The 16687-nt window shown below is 60.8% G+C and carries 13 protein-coding genes and 2 pseudogenes; 7 read left to right on the plus strand and 8 right to left on the minus strand.

The window, feature by feature from the left end; translation table 11 throughout:
- Positions 1-88: 88 nt before the first annotated feature.
- The 3 genes and pseudogenes from ACTG2U_RS01635 to ACTG2U_RS01645 form a co-directional block, all read right to left on the minus strand.
- The gene (locus ACTG2U_RS01635) at positions 89-541 is read right to left on the minus strand and encodes an NUDIX hydrolase (protein WP_139399289.1); all 453 of its coding nucleotides are present in this window, start codon (positions 539-541) and stop codon (positions 89-91) included.
- 54 nt (positions 542-595) lie between these two features.
- On the minus strand, positions 596-1225 hold the full coding sequence (locus ACTG2U_RS01640; RefSeq protein ID WP_439973928.1) for a DUF2268 domain-containing putative Zn-dependent protease: 630 nt from the start codon (positions 1223-1225) through the stop codon (positions 596-598).
- 91 nt (positions 1226-1316) lie between these two features.
- Positions 1317-2222, minus strand: a pseudogene (locus ACTG2U_RS01645) (TPR domain-containing protein); the annotation flags it as partial.
- 7 nt (positions 2223-2229) lie between these two features.
- Between ACTG2U_RS01645 and ACTG2U_RS01650 the strand changes: the two are divergent.
- The 3 genes from ACTG2U_RS01650 to ACTG2U_RS01660 are packed head-to-tail and all read left to right on the plus strand — an operon-like array spanning position 2230 to position 5705.
- Complete coding sequence (locus ACTG2U_RS01650) at positions 2230-3543, plus strand: hypothetical protein (protein WP_439973929.1); 1314 nt, start codon at positions 2230-2232, stop codon at positions 3541-3543.
- Between the two features lie 42 nt (positions 3544-3585).
- Entirely contained in the window at positions 3586-4122 is a 537-nt protein-coding gene (locus ACTG2U_RS01655) for a hypothetical protein (protein ID WP_439973930.1), read from the plus strand.
- A complete protein-coding gene (locus tag ACTG2U_RS01660; RefSeq protein WP_439973931.1) occupies positions 4113-5705 on the plus strand; it encodes a type I secretion C-terminal target domain-containing protein in 1593 nt (530 codons plus the stop codon). The genes ACTG2U_RS01655 and ACTG2U_RS01660 overlap by 10 nt, the downstream gene beginning before the upstream one ends.
- A 97-nt stretch (positions 5706-5802) precedes the next feature.
- Here ACTG2U_RS01660 and glpC read toward each other — a convergent pair whose 3' ends face one another.
- From glpC to ACTG2U_RS01680, 4 genes are all read right to left on the minus strand, one after another.
- The gene (glpC, locus tag ACTG2U_RS01665; RefSeq protein ID WP_429122866.1) at positions 5803-7005 is read right to left on the minus strand and encodes an anaerobic glycerol-3-phosphate dehydrogenase subunit GlpC; all 1203 of its coding nucleotides are present in this window, start codon (positions 7003-7005) and stop codon (positions 5803-5805) included.
- Between the two features lie 51 nt (positions 7006-7056).
- Positions 7057-8322, minus strand: a complete 1266-nt coding sequence (gene glpB / locus ACTG2U_RS01670) for a glycerol-3-phosphate dehydrogenase subunit GlpB (RefSeq protein ID WP_439973932.1) — start codon at positions 8320-8322, stop codon at positions 7057-7059.
- Positions 8312-9985: an anaerobic glycerol-3-phosphate dehydrogenase subunit A gene (gene glpA, locus ACTG2U_RS01675; RefSeq protein WP_439973933.1), complete on the minus strand. Its 1674-nt coding sequence runs from the start codon at positions 9983-9985 to the stop codon at positions 8312-8314. The genes glpB and glpA overlap by 11 nt, the downstream gene beginning before the upstream one ends.
- A gap of 243 nt (positions 9986-10228) precedes the next feature.
- Positions 10229-10684, minus strand: a complete 456-nt coding sequence (locus ACTG2U_RS01680) for a YchJ family protein (protein ID WP_115522427.1) — start codon at positions 10682-10684, stop codon at positions 10229-10231.
- A gap of 123 nt (positions 10685-10807) precedes the next feature.
- Between ACTG2U_RS01680 and ACTG2U_RS01685 the strand changes: the two genes are divergently transcribed.
- The 4 genes and pseudogenes from ACTG2U_RS01685 (at position 10808) to ACTG2U_RS01700 (ending at position 15725) form a co-directional block, all read left to right on the plus strand.
- Positions 10808-12475 carry a methyl-accepting chemotaxis protein gene (locus ACTG2U_RS01685; protein WP_182962845.1) on the plus strand — a complete coding sequence of 556 codons (1668 nt, stop codon included), beginning with the start codon at positions 10808-10810 and terminating at the stop codon, positions 12473-12475.
- A 132-nt stretch (positions 12476-12607) separates the two neighbouring features.
- Positions 12608-13818 (plus strand): annotated as a pseudogene (locus ACTG2U_RS01690) (ROK family protein).
- Between the two features lie 173 nt (positions 13819-13991).
- A complete protein-coding gene (locus ACTG2U_RS01695; protein WP_335812903.1) occupies positions 13992-14747 on the plus strand; it encodes a tRNA-uridine aminocarboxypropyltransferase in 756 nt (251 codons plus the stop codon).
- Between the two features lie 201 nt (positions 14748-14948).
- On the plus strand, positions 14949-15725 hold the full coding sequence (locus ACTG2U_RS01700) for a TSUP family transporter (protein ID WP_005333472.1): 777 nt from the start codon (positions 14949-14951) through the stop codon (positions 15723-15725).
- A gap of 76 nt (positions 15726-15801) precedes the next feature.
- On the opposite strand, the gene ACTG2U_RS01705 is transcribed toward ACTG2U_RS01700, so the two are convergent.
- Positions 15802-16668, minus strand: coding sequence for a LysR family transcriptional regulator (locus ACTG2U_RS01705; protein WP_429067776.1), 867 nt, complete (start codon positions 16666-16668; stop codon positions 15802-15804).
- Between the last annotated feature and the right edge of the window lie 19 nt (positions 16669-16687).

The following is a 16687-nucleotide window of genomic DNA, read 5'->3' on the forward strand; positions in this document are numbered from 1 at the left end:
TGGTCTAACAAAAGCGCTTGGCTGGCTTTAGATACAACACGCCCCCATCCGGGGGCGTGTTGCATTTACAGGGGGAAGCCGTGCGCGGTCAGCGGATATCGACCCGCATCAGGGGAGAGGGGGCGTTGTCGACAAAATGGTGCCAGATATGGTCGTAGAGCGCCTTCTGGCCGGGGAAACTCACCAGCGCCTTGGCCTCGGCCAGGGAACACCAGCGATATTCGGTGTGCTCGTCGTTGAGGGTCACCGCCTGATTGGCCGGGCAATAGACCACAAAGACCGGCACCACCTCTATCGTATTCAGGCTCGCCTCGTAAAACTGCTCCAGATACTGGCCGTTGTAGAGCTCGGTGACCCGGATCCCCGTCTCTTCGCCAAATTCCCGAATAATGGTCTGCCAGCCGGTTTCACCCGCCTCCACCGTGCCCGCCACATGGCACCAGAAGCCCCCCTTGACCCGTTTCATCACCAGCAATCTGGTTTCGCCATCGACAGTGGTAAGGGCAACGCCGGAGACGGCTTTGCAGCGAATGGGGATCATGATCTTCTCTCCGGATTTGGGCTCTGTGATAGCCACGAACAGTGTGAAGGCGTATTAATTGAAATACGCCTCGGCGGGTAGTCCCATGACCTCTATTTCATTCAGTCCATTTTTGGCCAGATAGTTGGTCACCAGATTGAACCCCACCCAGTAACCGGCATATTTGGGAAATGGCCGGTTATCACGGCAGTAGAAAAAGTCTAAATAGTTGAACTGCTTGCTGGATAGATGGGGTGTCATCTCTGCCAGGAGCGATTGCCAGTCATGGTGATGAGACTCCTTGAACAGCGAGGGGAGTGTGCCACCATTGAACCTCTGCTCAAAGTAGCAGGCCAGCCCTTCAAAAATCAGGTTTTCGGCCAGTGTTTCTGCTTCCACCTTGTTCTTCTTTTGCACGATATGGTGGACTTCGTGGGCCAGTACGGCAGGCAATTCGGTGATGATCACCTCTTTGATATCAGGCCGTTCCAGATCAATCTGGAGTTCTATTCGATACATGTTGATGGCCCAGCCACCGATACCCGAGTCGGGAGCATCCCCCTCGGCAAAAGGGCTGAAGGTGACATCCAGTTGGGAGAGATCGAACAAGGCATTCAATTTGTGCGCCGTCTCGGCAAAAACGTGCCTAATGGTGTCATCGAGCCCATCGAATTTGCCCGTGTCGTTTAACAGGGTGAGTTGCATCCAGACATCCTTGTCTATTGAAAGAGAGTGCTGAGCCACTTGCGTGGTCGCGGCGCCATATCACCACGATTACCCTCCTTCAATCAAGGGGTTACCCGCCCATTATGCTTGCCGTCTGGATCGCCTCGATCAGTGCAGCCCGGTTGATGCGAGGGCGCTCGCCATCGAGCAGTTGTTGCCACAGGGCAATGGCCTGGCTGTAGCGGCCATGCAGGAAGTGATCGGAGGCGAGCAGCATCAGGGCGCTCACTTCCCCCGCGTCCTGCTTGAGGGCGCTATCGAGCAGGTGCAGTGCCTCCGGGGTCAGCTGCTGGCCCGCCTGATAGTAGAGCACGGTGGCTTGGGCGGATTGAGTCGCCGCGCTGGCGCCCCCCTCCAGCAGAGCGAGACGTTGGTAGGCGAGCAGGGCGTTGTCATATTCACCCCGATAGAGATAGAGCTGGCCGAGCGCCGCCCAAGCGTCGAGATCGGCAGGGCTGCGCTGAAGCTTCTGATGCAGACTCCCCAGCTCCTTGTCCTGCAGATCCCGCGGGCTCAACCCCGCCAGCGGATCGGGACGGGATGCATAATCCTGCCATGCCTGATAGCGGCCGGTGCTGAGATACACAGCGGCAACGGCCGCGATGGCCAGGAGGCCAAGCAGCAACAAGGCCCGCCCGTGCTGGTTATTGCGGCCGCGATTGTCACGTTGGCTGGCCAGTTGCGCGCGCAGGGCCAGCTCAGCCGCCGGGTTGGCGTTGGCCAGGCGGGCGGCGCTCAGCTCCCTGTAGAGTGGTTGGTCGGGGGAGAGGCCTGCTTGCTCCCCGTGCATGATCAGCAAATTCAATTCGCTGCGCGGGTCGGCCGCGGGTTGAGGGGGAGCCTCAACGATGGCCTTAACGACAGGGTTGGGTTGCGCCATTGTGCGCGTCAGGCGGCGAAACAGAGTCAACAGCGCCAGCCCCAACAGCAGCAGGGGACCGCCCCACAGCAGCGCCGTGCTGGCCCAGAACGGTGGAGCTCTCGTGGGGCAGAGCGGTGCTGATATAGACCTGACTGGACGCTTCATCTTTACCGACCTCGATCCCTCGAGCGTGGAGGAGATCGACTATCTGGTGATCAACCTGCCGGTGTTGAACGGTGGTGCAGGCGATCAGTTCGTGGTGGTTGGCGGTATCAACAACGGTAACGGCAGCTGGATCGTGCCGGCGGGCAATCTCGGTAGCTTCAAGCTGCATGCGCCGGACGGGTTTGTCGGCAAGGTCGAACCGATCCGCATCGATGCCATGGTGATCGACCGGGGCGATGATGGCGATGCCAGCGCCCATGTCAAAGTGAGCCTGGAAACCAGTGCCGAATTTGAAAACAAGCCAGTGACGCCCAAGACGCCGGCGGCGACTGTCGATATCGACGACAACGCCGTGCTGGTGGGCAAGGAGGATATCCGGGTTGATTTTGGTCAGCAGCTCAAAGGCGTGATCCATATCGGCGCCGCCGATCAGGCCAGCGACGAGGTGACCATTGTCCTCAAGGGGTTGCCAGCAGGCGTCACCATCAGCGGCGCCGAGTACAACATCTCGACCGGTGAGTACGTCATCAAGGTGCCGCCGTCACTGGCGGGCCTGGAAGGGTTGACCCTCGGCTTGCCACAGGACTTTGCCGGTTCGCTCAATATCGAGGTGAAGGTGGTGAATACCGATACCGCCAGTGGCGATATCAAGGTCGACAGCAGCACGGTTAGGGTCGATGTGGCCCCCGTAGTCGATGTGAATGGTGGTCGTGGCGAGCATCCGGAACTGACACTGACCGTGCAGGACACCAATCAGGACGGGCAGCCGGACAATCTGGAAGATAGCGAGATCCACCTCGATCTCTCGGTGAAACTGGCCGATATCAGCCCCTCCATCGCGGGCGGCGGTCTCGAAACCGTTGAGCGGGTCACCATCACGGTGGATGCGAAATATGGTTACTTCCTCGATGGCAGCGGCAAGCCGGTCAACACCCTGGTGATCAACGATGTAGCTGCCCTCAAGGACTTGGTGTTTGTGCCCAAAGAGCACTACAGCGGTCAGGTACCGCTCGACATCAAGGTCGCTATCGTCGATACCGCGCTGGTCGGTGGCCAACAGGTGAGCGACAGCGGCAGTTGGAGCGGCCAGGTCGGCTTTGAGGTGAGACCGGTCAACGATCCGGCCCAGCTCTCGGTGCACAGCGTCACGGGGAGCGAGGATGGCACGGTCAACCTTGCCGGATTTGGCGCAACCCTTATCGACAATGATGGCTCGGAGCAGATCGTCGCGCTGCAGATCAAGGGGGTACCGGATGGCTTCACGCTGTAGGCTCCGGCGGTCAACAATGGTGGCGGCGTCTGGCAGGTACCCGTGGGGACCGATTTCTCCAAGCTGACCCTGATCCCGCCAGCTGATTTCAGCGGCACCGTGGAGCTGTCACTCAGCGCCTTTACCCTGGACAAGGGGCTCACCATCCCGCTCGAAACCAGTGGCAGCTTTACCGTTACCGTCAATCCGGTGGGGGATGCCCTTATCGCCGACATTCAGGGTCAGGCGAGCGGTACCGAAGGGGATGTGATTACTCTGGATCTGGGGCTGGAGACCCGGGATACCCAGCCAACCGGCGGCAGTGCGGGTAATGTGCATGAGAACAAGCCCGAGCAGGTGCGGGTCACCATAGAAGGGGTGCCTGATGGTGCCGAGATCCGCTTGCCAAATGGCGTGGCGGGGACGGTTGTTGATCTGGGTGGCGGTCGCTGGCAGGTCACTACCGAGGGCGGCAAGCTGGGCGCTGTCGAGCTGGTGACCAATAATGCCAACGGTGCACTGGATCTCAAGATCACCGCCCAGAGCCTCGACAACGGCGCCTTGGCCCCGAGGTCAATGGCACCATCCATGTGGATGTAAGCCCGGTCAACGATGCGCCAATCAGCGTATTGCCAACGACCCCTCAGGTCGCGCAGGAAGATCAGCCCTTCGTCATCCACGGTTTGCAGGTGAAAGATGTGGATGCGGGCAACAGTCCCATCAAGATCACCCTGTCGGTGGAGCATGGCACCCTGACGCTACCTGCTGGCAGCGGCGTGACGGTAGTCGGCAACGGCACCGGTTCGCTGGTGCTGACCGGCACGCTGGCCGATCTCAATGCCTTGCTCTCTGGTGGGGTCACCTATCAGGGCAACAGTGATTTCTACGGCAATGACGCCCTGACCATGGTAACCAACGATCAGGGGAACACGGGTAGTGGCGGGGCACTCAGCGATACCGATGTGCTGCCCATCGAGGTGCAGCCGGTCAACGATGCGCCGGTCAATCAGCTGCCTGGCAGCATGACGGTGAAGGAAGATGGCTCCCTGTCGCTCTCCGGCGTCAGCGTGAAGGATGTGGATGCAGGCAGTGCGCCTGTCTCCATGGTGCTGCGGGTCGAACATGGTGTACTGACCTTGCTGGGTGCAACCGGTGCCGTGATGGTGCAGGGAGCGGGTACCAGCGAGATCACCCTGGTGGGGTCGCTGGCCGATCTCAACCAGTTGCTGGCAAGTAACCTGCATTATGAACCGGCCAAAGATTTCTGGGGAGAAGATACCCTTACCGTCACTACCTCCGATCAGGGCAACAGCGGTGCGGGCGGTTCTCTGAGCGACACCGATCAGGTGACCATCACGGTCACTCCCGAGCCGGATATGCCGGGTCTGACGGTGGATCAGCATGCGTTCCATGCCTTGCAGAGGGCCGTTATCCCCCTTGGCATCAATGCCAGCGTGGTCAATCCGGCCACCGGTGAACTCTCCATCCGCATCAGCGGCCTGAATGGGGCGCAGGTGCAGGATGAGCATGGTCAGATCGTGGGTCATGCCGATGGCAATGGCGACTGGCTGATCCCGGCCGATCACTCGGTTCCGCTCTACTTCAGCGGTTTTGGCGACGGTGACCATGTGCTGGGGATCAGTGCCGAGTCGAGTGTCGGCGGCTCAACCGTCAGCACGCCCCTTGAGACCATCACGGTACACGGCCAGAGTGGTCATGAGCTTGTCGGTTCCGATCAGGGGGATTGGCTGTTTGGCTCCTCCGGCGATGACCGTCTATTGGGGGGGCATGGTAACGACATCCTCACCGGCGGGGCTGGCAGCGATCTCTTCGTCTGGCAGCACGGGGACGAGGGGAGTCAGGGGCAGCCCGCCATCGATACCATCACCGACTTCCATCCGGAACAGGGGGACAAGATCGATCTGGCTGACATGCTGCAAGGGTTCACTGGCAATGGTGTCGATGATCTGCTCAAGCATCTCTCCGCCTCGGTGACCACGGGAAGCAATGGCCTGAGCGATGTGAACCTCTCGGTGGCGCCAGCTGGGGATGGTCATGTGACCCAGCAGATCACCCTGAAGGATGTGGACCTGACCAGCTGGAATCTCACCAGCACCTCGTCCCACGATATCCTGCAGAGCATGCTGGAAGATCAACATAGCCTGATCATCCAGCACCCCTGATAGCGGGCGTGAAGCGTAAAAAGAAGAGCCGGCAACTGCCGGCTCTTTGTCTATCCCTGCGTGGATTGTTTTTATGCGGCCGCAAGGGCCGGGGGATTCAGGCCAGCGCCTGGGCCAGCAGGTGGATCGGATGTTCACAGCGGAAGCTGGTGCTCATCTCGATCTGCCATTTGCAGGTCTCGCAGTCGGTGATCACCAGATCGGGGGAGAGGCGGTTGATCTGATCAAACAGCCCCTCGCCGATGGTCTGGCTGGTCTGGTAGTTCTCCGACTTGAAGCCGTAGGTGCCGGCGATACCACAACACTGGGACTCCAGCACCGTCACCTTGACCCCGGGAATGGCGCGCAGCAATTCGAGGGTGTAGATGACGCCCCCCATTTTTTCCATGTGGCAGGGGGTGTGGTAGGCGATGTGCAGATTGAGCGGCTTCATCGCCGGTTTGTTGCCCTTGTAGAACTCATTCCACAGGAAGCGGGTCACCAGCGAGATGCGATCCCGTACCTTGTGGTTGTCCTGCTCCAGCAGGTGGGGGTATTCATCGCGCAGGGTAAAGCCGCAGGTGGAGGAGGTGGCCAGCAGCGGCATCTCGTTGCCCAGCAGGGAGTTTTCCATCTGCTTGATATTAAAGGCCGCCTGCTGCTTGGCCTTGTCCATAAAGCCGTTGGCAATGAGCGGCACGCCGCAGCACTTCTCCCGCTCCAGCAACTGCATACCGATGTTCATGGCGTTGAGCACCTGTACCAGCTCCTTGCCAAGCTGCGGGTGGTTGTAGTTGACGTAGCAGCCGTGGAAGTAGGCGATTTGGCGCTCATAACGAGCCTGAGCTTCTTTTTGCTTCTTGTACCAGCCGCGGAAGGTGCCCTGAGAGTATTTGGGCAGGTCGCGGTGGGATGAGACCCCCAGCGCCTTGTCCAGCACCAGCTTCATCGGCTTGAGGCCGGTGGTGAAGTTGACCACCGGGGCCATCATGGTAGACATGCTGCCCATCAGATCGGTGTGGGAGAGCACGAACTCGCGGATCCCCGGTTTGAAGCCGCTGTACTGATGCTTGGCCTTGGCGATGATATCGCCGATGCGCACCCCGCTCGGGCAGGCTACTTCGCAGCGTTTGCAGTTGGTGCAGTGCTTGAGGGCGCTGTCAAAGAGCTCGGGGCTCTTGATCCGCAGCCGCTCCCCATCCGGGCCCGCCTGTTTCGGGCCGGGGTAGGCGGGGTTGGCCTTGGCCACCGGGCAGTAGGCGGTACAGACGGTGCATTTGATGCACTGATCGAAAGTTTGGTTGGCGTGATCCAGTAGCATGTCAGTTCTCCTCCCGGCGATGATGAAGACACGGGATATGGGACGTAGTAATCATTGGGCCGCGCCCAGAATATGGCCGGCAGCCTGCCAGCCGGTGGCAACGGCAACGCCGGAGCCGGAACCTTCACGAATTGGGTCGTAATGGGCCAAGACACTGCCCGCGCCATAGAGGTTGGTGAGCGGCTTGCCGCCACGCAGCACTCTGAGTTTGTCGTCGGTCTTGACCCCGAAGCCCATGAAGGGGTGATGGTCAAACAGGCGACGACCGGCCCAGGCATCACGTTCCTCCAGACTCAACACATCGGCATCGAAGATGGGTTCGCGAATGCCACGCAGACGGGATTCCAGCCCGCGGCTGAAGAAGCTGCCGGAGGCAAGCACGAAGTTGTCCGCCTCGAACAGCTGATCATCGCCATTCTGGGTATGTACGCCGACTACCCGGTCACCTTCGTAGCGGGCGCCCAGCACCCGCTCGCTGGTGAGGAAGGTGCCGCCAAGGGCCATAAAGCGGCGCTTGAGCGCCTCCTGCATCCGCATGCCGATCAGTGACGGCGGCATGGTGGCCACCTCCTTGATGGTGCAGCCGGTACGCTGTTCCAGCTCCGCCAGACGCGGGCCAACCAGCCCCAGCGACAGGCAGGCGGGCAGCACGATATGGCGGCAGCCGGGTACGCCGCTCTCCTGCACCATGCGACTGATCTCGCGGGCCAGATCGGCCACCAGATGATGCTTGTCACAGAGGCGCGCGATGTCGGCTGAGCGAAACTCGTGGGGATTGCGGCTGAATTCGGCCAGCTGGGGCAGGCGGATTTCGCCGGTCAGAATGCGGCAGTGGGCAAAGCGCGGATGGGTCGCCAGATTGGCCGCCGCCAGTGCCGGATGAAAGTCACGAAAGCCCTCGAGGGTGGCCAGCAGCAGTACATCCGGGATCGGCGCATCGGTGACGCAGGCACAGGTATCGGGGGAGAGCCAGGTACGCTTGAGGGTGCCGATGGGGGTCAGGCGCTGGTGGTTGGTGTCGTGGCGCACTAGCGGCAATCCCTGTTCGGCGCAGTGGCGCTGCAGATCGGCCAGGCTCGCTTCGATATTCTGCATTCCGACTTTGCGGTAGGGGTGATCCGGATGGGCAGCCATAAAGGCGGGCAGGGCGGCGCGGGGATCTCCCTCGCTTTCGAGCAGATCGACTGAGCCGGAGGAGAAGTGCAGGGCACTCTGGCCGGAGGCCATCAGCAGAGTCTTCTGGCCCGCCTCCACCAGCCGCAGGGCGGCCGAGAGTCCCGCCATGCCACCGCCGATAACGATATTGTCAAACTTCATGACGGCTCTCCTTGTGAGTGGTCTCGCTGGTTGGGTCGCGTGGGGTATCGGCAACCAGCTGCGGCGCCGTCCACTCCCCCAAGCCAAACAGCCCTTCGTAGATCCAGTAGGTGAACTCGGCCTCGCGCAGGGCATCGCCCCACAGGACGGGGCGGGTCCCCTTGTAGCGCTCCTCCAGGAACTGGCGCAGCATGACGCAGGCCTGACGGCCGTCAGCTTTGCCATACTCCTGCATCAGACCGGCGGCGCGGTAGGCGCACAGCTCGCCCTGGCAGGGCCCCATTCCCAGACGGGTGCGGCGGCGCAGGTCGATGAGGTTGTCCACATCCAGCTCGCGCAGGGCGTATTCGATTTCACCCGCGGTGACCATTTCGCACTCGCAGATCAGGGCGTTGGCCTTGGGATTGTCACGGAAGAAGGCGATGACCCGCTCGCCGTGGCGGTATTGGGCTGAGCCTTCGACCGGCACCGAGAGACCGGGGGCGGAGACCTTTTCCGGATCCCGCGAACCGGGCAGGCTCAGTTCGGCGGTTTGGCAAGGTTTGCTGTTGCCGAGTTTCTTGGCCAGCAGATCGGTGGCCCACTCCGCCATCAGGCGGTAGGTCATCAGCTTGCCGCCGGTGATGGTGTTGAAGCCCTTGAGGCCGTCGCGCTCGGCGTGATCCAGCAGCACGATGCCGCGACTGATGTTGCGGCCGGTGTCGTCACCGTCCACCGCTACCAGCGGGCGCACCCCGGCGTAGGCGCGCAGCAGTCGGGTGCGCGCCATGATGGGAGCGAGCTTGATACCTTCGCGCAGCAACACTTCGACCTCTTCGGGTTCGACGGTGAGCTGGTCAATCTTGTTGTAATCGATGCGACTGGAGGTGGTGCCGATGAGGGAGATGGTATCGCCCGGCACCAGAATGTCCGCATCCGCCGGTTTGCGGGCGCGGTTGAGCACCAGCTGGTTGATCCGGTAATCCATGATGAGCAGGGAGCCCTTGGCCGGGAACATGCGGATGCCGAGATCGGCGTATTCGCAAATTTGCTGGCCCCAGATGCCGGCGGCGTTGATCACCTCCTGACACTCCACCTCGAACGCTTCGCCGGTGCGGATATTGATCGCCTTGACCCCGTGTACCCGATCTTGCGTGCGCAGCAGCCCCAGCACCTTGCAGTGGGTGAAAATGCGGGCGCCGTGCTCTTTCGCGTCCAGCACGTTGGCGGCGGCGAGGCGGAACGGATCGACCGTGCCATCCGGCACATGGATGGCGCCGATCATCGCCGGGTTGGCGTTGGGCTCCATGCGCAGGGCTTCACCGGGATCAAGTTGGCGAGTTTCGATACCGGCCAGGGCGCAGGCATCCATAAAGGTGGTTTGGAAATTGATGTCATCTTCCGGCAGGGTGAGGAAGAGGCCGCCCGTGTCCTCGACACAGTGGCTGGCAATCCGCTTGAGGATGCGGTTTTCCTGGATGCATTCGCGGGCGGACTCCTGATCCGTTACCGCGTAGCGGGCACCGGAGTGGAGCAGGCCGTGGTTGCGGCCGGTGGTGCCGGCGGCGATATCATCGCGCTCGAGCAGGATGCAGTCGATGCCGCGCAGTGCGCAATCGCGCATGATGCCGGCCCCTGTGGCACCGCCGCCTATGATGACGACTTGTGTAGTTATTCTTTTCATTGTTGCCCGTCTCATCTCTTCCAGATGAGGCCAGTGTGGCCTACTTCTGAGTGGAAATGTTTGATATGGGCCAAATTTGCGTTCGCAAACGCTCATTTGCTCGCGCGTTAATGAGCATTATGTGACATTTGTCACGCTTGTTATCGCAGCGGTTAATGGGCTGGTGGCGAATGGCAGGTACAAAAAAGGGGGCATCGGATGCCCCTTGTCACTGTTTGACGAGTCTGGTGGGTGTGTGATGCGTCAGCCGCAGCACTTCTTGTGCTTTTTGCCGCTGCCACAGGGGCAGGGATCGTTGCGTCCCGCCTTGAGTGGGGCCGGATCCTGCTCTCCATCGGTGTAGACCCAGCGGCCCTGATAACGCACGAAGCGGGAACGCTCATGGAGGCAGTGACGCTCATCCCCTTCCAGAAACCAGGCTTTGAACTCCACCATCCCGGTTTCATCCTCCGGGCCGCCCTGGCTGGCGATGATCTCGAGACCATCCCAGCGGGTGTCGATGCGTGAAAGCTCTTCGGCGGTGAGGCCGCCAAGGTGGGCCGGGTGCCAGCTATGGACCAGATACTCCCCCAGACCGAGCACAAAAGCGCTGTAGCGAGAGCGCATCAGCTGTTCCGGGGTGTCAGCCACAGCGCCACTGTGACGTGAGCCACAGCACAATTCGAGAGAAAGGGTTGAGCCGCAAGGACAAAGATTCATGATTTTCACGTTCTGGCCGATTTGTTTAAGGGAATTGTAACGAAAGCTGGGCTCGCCCTGCCAGCACCTATACTGATGAGTAAGCAAGGAATTCCAATAAAAACAGCTGCAAGGATGTGAAAGATGACGCTAAAGCAGAAAATCCTGTTACTGGGTGCAGTCCCCGTACTGTTGATGGCCCTGGTGGTCAATCTCAGTAACTACATGGTCTCCAAGCGCGATCTGGAGTCTGATCTGGTGGTGGCGAGGGAAAATGCCATCAAGGAGCGTAAAGCGCTGCTCAGCAGTTACATCATGATGGCCAAAACCGCTGTCGATGCCGTGTATTCTCTGCCGGATTCACCGGAAAATCGTCAAAAGGTCAAAGAGTTGCTCAGGCCGCTGCGTTACAGCAGTGATGGCTACTTCTTTGTCTATGACTTCGAGGGCAACACCATACTGTTGCCGGTGCGTACTGAGCTGGAGGGGAAAAACCGCTGGAACGACAAGGATGCCAAGGGCAAATTGCTGATCCAGGAGATCCTTAAATCGGCCCGTCAGGGGGATGGTTTTACCGAATACTGGACGGCCAAGCCCTCCATCGGTCGCGATGCCCCCAAACTTGCCTTTACTCTGGTGCTGGACAAATACCAGTGGGCCATTGGCACCGGTTTTTATATCGATGATATCGACAACGAGCTGGCAGCCCTGCGGGCAGAGCGCGAGAGCAACATGCATGCCTCGTTGCAGAGCAGTGTGCTGGTGATCCTGTTGATCCTCGGTATCACCCTGGCGGCGACCGTTATTGTGGGCAATCGGGTCACCAAGCCGCTGGCGGATGCGGTGCTGGCATTGAACGATATCGCCAACGGCGACGGGGATCTGACTCAGCGCCTCAAGGTGCAAAGCGAGGACGAGATTGGCCAACTGGCCAGCGCTTTCAACCGCTTTGTCGAGCGGATCCAGTCGGTGGTGAGTCAGGTGGGCGAGACCAGCAACCACCTCTTCAGCGCGGTCGACAAGTTGCACCATCTGAGCGAGCACTATGACCATCAGATGCAGGGTCACAGTCGCGAGACCGATCAGGTGGTCACCGCGGTGACCGAAATGAGCTCCACCGCGCAGGAGGTGGCGGCCAGTGCCTCCAATGCCGCGACGGCAACCAGCGATGCGGCTCGTGAATCGGACGCCGCCCGGGGTGTGGTGAGCGGGGCCATCAACAGTATCAACCGGCTGGTGGGGGAGGTACATACTGCTTCCGGCGTTATCGAACAATTGGCGCAAGAGACTGCCAAGATTGGCTCGGTGGTGGAGGTCATTCGCGGCATTGCCGAGCAGACCAACCTGCTGGCGCTGAACGCTGCCATCGAGGCGGCCCGCGCCGGTGAGCAGGGGCGGGGTTTTGCGGTGGTGGCGGACGAAGTGCGTTCGCTGGCCGGTCGTACCCAACAGAGTACCAAGGAGATCAACGAGATGCTGCAACGTCTGCAGGGCGGGGTGAAGCAGGCGGTGGAGGTGATGCAGGCGAGCGAGGATCGCAGCCAGGAGACGGTGCAGGAGGCGAGCCATATCGCCAGCTCCCTCGACAGCATGGTGATGGCGGTCAGTACCATCAACGACATGAACATCCAGATCGCCACCGCCGCCGAGGAGCAGCACGCAGTCTCCGAGGAGATCAACAAGAACCTGGTGGCCATTCAGCAGATTGTCAGCGAGCTGACCAGCGCGGCGGTGGAATCCAACAGCACCACCCGCGATCTGGCCAGTACCGGCGACAAATTGCGCAAACTGGTCTCGCAATTCCGTTATTGATCTTGTAATGGTCCGTGACGGCAACCACAAGATGCGGCCTGACCCCTTGTTCAGGCCGCACTTTATTTGGGGATTGACCAATAATGTGTGAAAATTGCCAGCCTCTTTTTTTCAGCCTTTGCCCCATACCCTATGAATGAGATCGTGAAAGGTAGTATCGATTTGATCCGGCAGCTCAACTACGGCCTGGTCTATGCCAGCCTGGAAGAGCACAAGGAGCTGTCGCGCACCGATCTCTCCCGCCTGACCGGCCTCTCGCCTGCTAGTATCACCAAGATCACCAGGGAACTGCTCGATGGGGGTCTGGTGGTCACCTGTGGTGAAAGTTCGGTGGGGCGCGGCCGTCGTCAGACCTTGCTGCGCATTAACGAGCGCCGCTTCCAGTTTCTCTCCATGCGTCTTGGCCGTGGCTACGTGGATATGGCGCTGTTTGACTTCTCCGGTCGCTCGCTGGCCCGCCAGCGCCACCTCTTTACCGAGGAGGAGCGCGCCGATCTGCTGGGCAGTCTGGTGCATGCCATCAAGGTGTTTTTGCCGAGAAAGTCCCTCAGTCTGGCCTGCATCGCCCTCTGTCTGCCGGGTCAGGTAGAGCGCCACTCCGGCATGGTCAAGCACTTCCCCTTCTACGATCTGCGCAACTGGCCCCTTGGCCCGACTCTGCAACAGGCGTTCTCGGTACCCGTGCTGGTGAGCGGTGACGTGCGCACCTGGATCCAGGCCGAGCGGGAGTGGGGGGCCGCCAAGAATTGCGCCGATGCGGTGCTGGTGTTCGTTCACAACGACATCGGGGTCGGCATGGTGGTCAATGGTCAACTCATCGAGAGCGAAAATGCGCTGCTCGGGGATCTCAGCCACCTGCAGCTCGAACCCTATGGCCAGCGCTGCTACTGCGGCGGCTTTGGCTGCGCCTGCACCCTGGTGACCAATCAGGCACTGGAGGCGCAATACCGGGATCTGCGTGAGCGGATGCAGGAGCACGACTTGCCAGAGAGCGTCACCATTCGCGAGCTGTGCGAGCTGGCGCTGGCGGGCAACAGCCTTTGCCAGGATATTCTCCATCAGGCGGCGGGTCGCCTCTCCAAGGTGCTCTCCAACCTCATCTGCCTGCTCAATCCGGGCAAGCTGCTGCTGGGGGGGAAATCACCCGTGCCGATCGGCTGCTCTTCCCCATGTTGCACCAGTCGCTGGCCAGCCAGTTGCCCGCCGAATATCTGGTGCGGCTGCAGATTGAATCCACCCACTTCTACGAAGATCCCACCAAGCCCACCTCGGTGCAGGTGCACAAGGCACTGCGCGATGGCAGCCTGTTGCTGGAGCTGCTGCGCAGCTGTCAGGAGTCGTAAGACAAGAGGGGTTGGCACTGCGTCTGGCGAAAGGGGCAGGGATTGCTGTTCCGCCAGCGCGTAACTCGGTACAATCTTGCCCTTTTCCGGCAGCCCTCTGTTATCGCGCCCTGTGGCGCCGTGACTTGTTGGCACCGCTGCCGTTCCTGTTTTGACTCCAGTTGTGAACCTAGATGAAGCCTGTTCCTGATCACGCCGTCAACCGCCTGCGGGCCTGGCGCAAGAGTATCTCTACCCGACCGTTTCTTGCCCGTGGCGGCACCCTGGCCCGCTGTCCGGCCTGTCAGCTGCGCGAGGACTGGTGTGCCTGCGAGTGGCGCCCCGAGCTCAAAGCGGAGGCCGGTTTCTGCCTGCTGATGTATGACAGCGAGCCGATGAAGCCCTCCAACACCGGTCGCCTGATCGCCGATGTGTTGCCGGATACCACCTGGGCGTTTCTCTGGTCGCGCACCCAGCCCCATCCCGAGTTACTGGCCCTGCTGGCCGATCCCGCTTGGCAGCCCTATGTAGTCTTTCCCGCTTGCGAGAAGGAGCCTGCCCGCCTGATCGGTGAGGTGACGCTGGCACCGGGTAAAAAACCGCTCTTTATCCTGCTCGATGGCACCTGGCCGGAGGCGCGCAAGATGTTCAACAAGAGCCCCTATCTGGACGGTTTTCCGGTGCTCGCCATCAAACCCGATACGCTCTCCACCTACGGCATGCGGGTGGCCAACTGCGACGAGCACCTCTGCACCGCCGAAGTGGCGGCCTGCGTGCTGGAAGTGGCGGGGGAGCTCAAGGCGGGGCAGGCACTGCAGCACTGGTTCAATCTGTTCAGCAGCCGCTACATGGCCGGGCGGGTCAGCCGTTTCCCCGGTGCCGATGAGGATCATCTCTGTGAGGCGCTGGCGGCCATCAAGGAAGCGAACGTTGCTTCAACGGCTTGCTAACTGGCCTTCTGAGGGGGGGCAGGGGCATGGCCGCTCAAATCAATGAAAATCAGGAATCAATTGGCTGCCACTGTTTCGTTAGATTCATGTACAGGGGCCCGCTAGGATAGCGGACAGCCTGTGCAGCCCCCCGCACAACGTCGTTTTGGTTATCTCCGGTTGCTCGACTCTTCGGGCAACCCACTCTCGTGAGGTCTATGGATGGAATTGGAACTGGTTACCCTGTTTGCCCTGTTCGGTGTGGCGCTTGTCGCCGGCTTTATCGATGCCATCGCCGGTGGCGGCGGCTTGCTGACGGTGCCAGCGTTGCTTGCCACCGGCATGCCGCCCGCGCTGGTGCTCGGTACCAACAAGCTGCAGAGCAGTTTTGGCTCCTTCTCCGCCACCTGGTTCTATGCCCGCAAGGGGCTGCTGGAGTGGGCCATGATCTGGCCTGCGGTGATCTGCACTTTTATCGGTGCGGCTATCGGCACGCTGGCGGTGCAGACCATAGACGCCGCCATTCTCGAGCGCCTGCTCCCTTTCCTGCTGATGGCCTTTGCCTGCTACTTCTACTTCTCGCCGCGGGTAAGCGATGCCGAGAGCTCCCGCCGTCTGACTCCCATGCTGTTTGCGCTGTTGGTGGGGGGCGGGGTCGGCTTTTATGACGGGTTTTTCGGGCCGGGCACAGGTTCGTTTTTTGCCATCGGTTTCGTGGCGCTGGCAGGCTTTGGCATGGCGCGCGCCACCGCCCATACCAAGCTGCTCAACTTCACCTCGAATATTGCCTCCCTGCTGTTCTTTGCTCTTGGTGGCAAGGTGGTGTGGAGTGTCGGTTTTTGCATGGCGTTGGGGCAGTTTATCGGCGCCCGCTTTGGCTCCAAGATGGTGCTGAAAAAAGGGGTGAAGCTGATCAAGCCGCTGCTGGTGACCGTCTCCTTGCTGATGTCCGCCAAGCTGGTGTGGAGCCAGTATCCGGAGCTGTTTGCCTGGATCTGATGTGCGCCTTGCTTGCCGCATCGCAATTGTTAACGGGGCCCTCGGGCCCCGTTGTCATATCTGGTGTTTTACAGCGCTAGCGCGGTGTGTCGCTGCAGTGGCGAAAGTGTTGGTGCAGGGCGCTGACCAGTCTGGCGATCCGCTCTCTCTTTAGGCTGTTTGGCCGGTAGACCAGATGCAGGGGGCGGCCCAGCCCGGGCAGTGGACGCGCCATTTCTCCCTGCTCTTCCACCAGCCCCAGCAGGCCAGCGGGGAGCAGCACAGGGCCAATACCTGCCTTGGCGAGTTCGATGAGCGCAAGATAGGAGTCGAGCTCCATGGCGGGCTCCAGCCCCAAATAAGCCAGCGGTTCGCGCAGGTAACGGTTGGAGGGGTTCTCCAGATCCATGGTGAGGATCTTGCACCTGCTTTCTGCGCTGGCTGGCGGCAGGCTCTGCTGCGTTTCGCCCACCAGATAGAAGGGCTCCTCAAGCAGCAGATCGGCGCCGAGGCCATGGCCGGGTGGGAGCCGACCGGCGCAGATGCCGAGCAGGGCATCACCGCTGCGCACCCGAGCCAGAATGACCGGCGTGTGGTGGGTAGAGAGGGCAAGATGGGGATCGCGCTCCAGATAGTCGCGCATAAAGTGGGCGAGATAACCCGCCAGCAGGGTTTCAGAGCAGGCGATGGGGAGGGGGCTCTGATCCGCCAGATCCTGACTATCGGCCAGCACCCCCTTCATTTCGGCCAGACTCGGGGCAACTCGTTCCAGCAGCTCCTTGGCCTGCGGGGTGAGGCGGATCTGGCGCCCCTCCGGCTCGATCAACTTCTTGCCAAGGCGTTGCTCCAGCTGGGCAATCCGCTTGCTCACCGCCGACTGGCTGATATAGAGGCGACTGGCCACCTTGGCCATGGTTCCTTCACTTGCCAGCAGGCTCAGCGTCTCCAGCCCTTCCAGTAACATCTCGCCCCCTTGTTTATCG

Source organism: Aeromonas sp. 95A (genome assembly GCF_051919235.1).
Classification (GTDB): domain Bacteria; phylum Pseudomonadota; class Gammaproteobacteria; order Enterobacterales; family Aeromonadaceae; genus Aeromonas; species Aeromonas veronii.

Coding starts and splice junctions, on each gene's coding strand:
- ACTG2U_RS01635 (WP_139399289.1), bottom strand. CDS start 541: ATGATCCCCATTCGCTGCAAAGCCGTCTCCGGCGTTGCCCTTACCACT.
- ACTG2U_RS01640 (WP_439973928.1), bottom strand. CDS start 1,225: ATGCAACTCACCCTGTTAAACGACACGGGCAAATTCGATGGGCTCGAT.
- glpC (WP_429122866.1), bottom strand. CDS start 7,005: ATGCTACTGGATCACGCCAACCAAACTTTCGATCAGTGCATCAAATGC.
- glpB (WP_439973932.1), bottom strand. CDS start 8,322: ATGAAGTTTGACAATATCGTTATCGGCGGTGGCATGGCGGGACTCTCG.
- glpA (WP_439973933.1), bottom strand. CDS start 9,985: ATGAAAAGAATAACTACACAAGTCGTCATCATAGGCGGCGGTGCCACA.
- ACTG2U_RS01680 (WP_115522427.1), bottom strand. CDS start 10,684: ATGAATCTTTGTCCTTGCGGCTCAACCCTTTCTCTCGAATTGTGCTGT.
- ACTG2U_RS01685 (WP_182962845.1), top strand. CDS start 10,808: ATGACGCTAAAGCAGAAAATCCTGTTACTGGGTGCAGTCCCCGTACTG.
- ACTG2U_RS01695 (WP_335812903.1), top strand. CDS start 13,992: ATGAAGCCTGTTCCTGATCACGCCGTCAACCGCCTGCGGGCCTGGCGC.
- ACTG2U_RS01700 (WP_005333472.1), top strand. CDS start 14,949: ATGGAATTGGAACTGGTTACCCTGTTTGCCCTGTTCGGTGTGGCGCTT.
- ACTG2U_RS01705 (WP_429067776.1), bottom strand. CDS start 16,668: ATGTTACTGGAAGGGCTGGAGACGCTGAGCCTGCTGGCAAGTGAAGGA.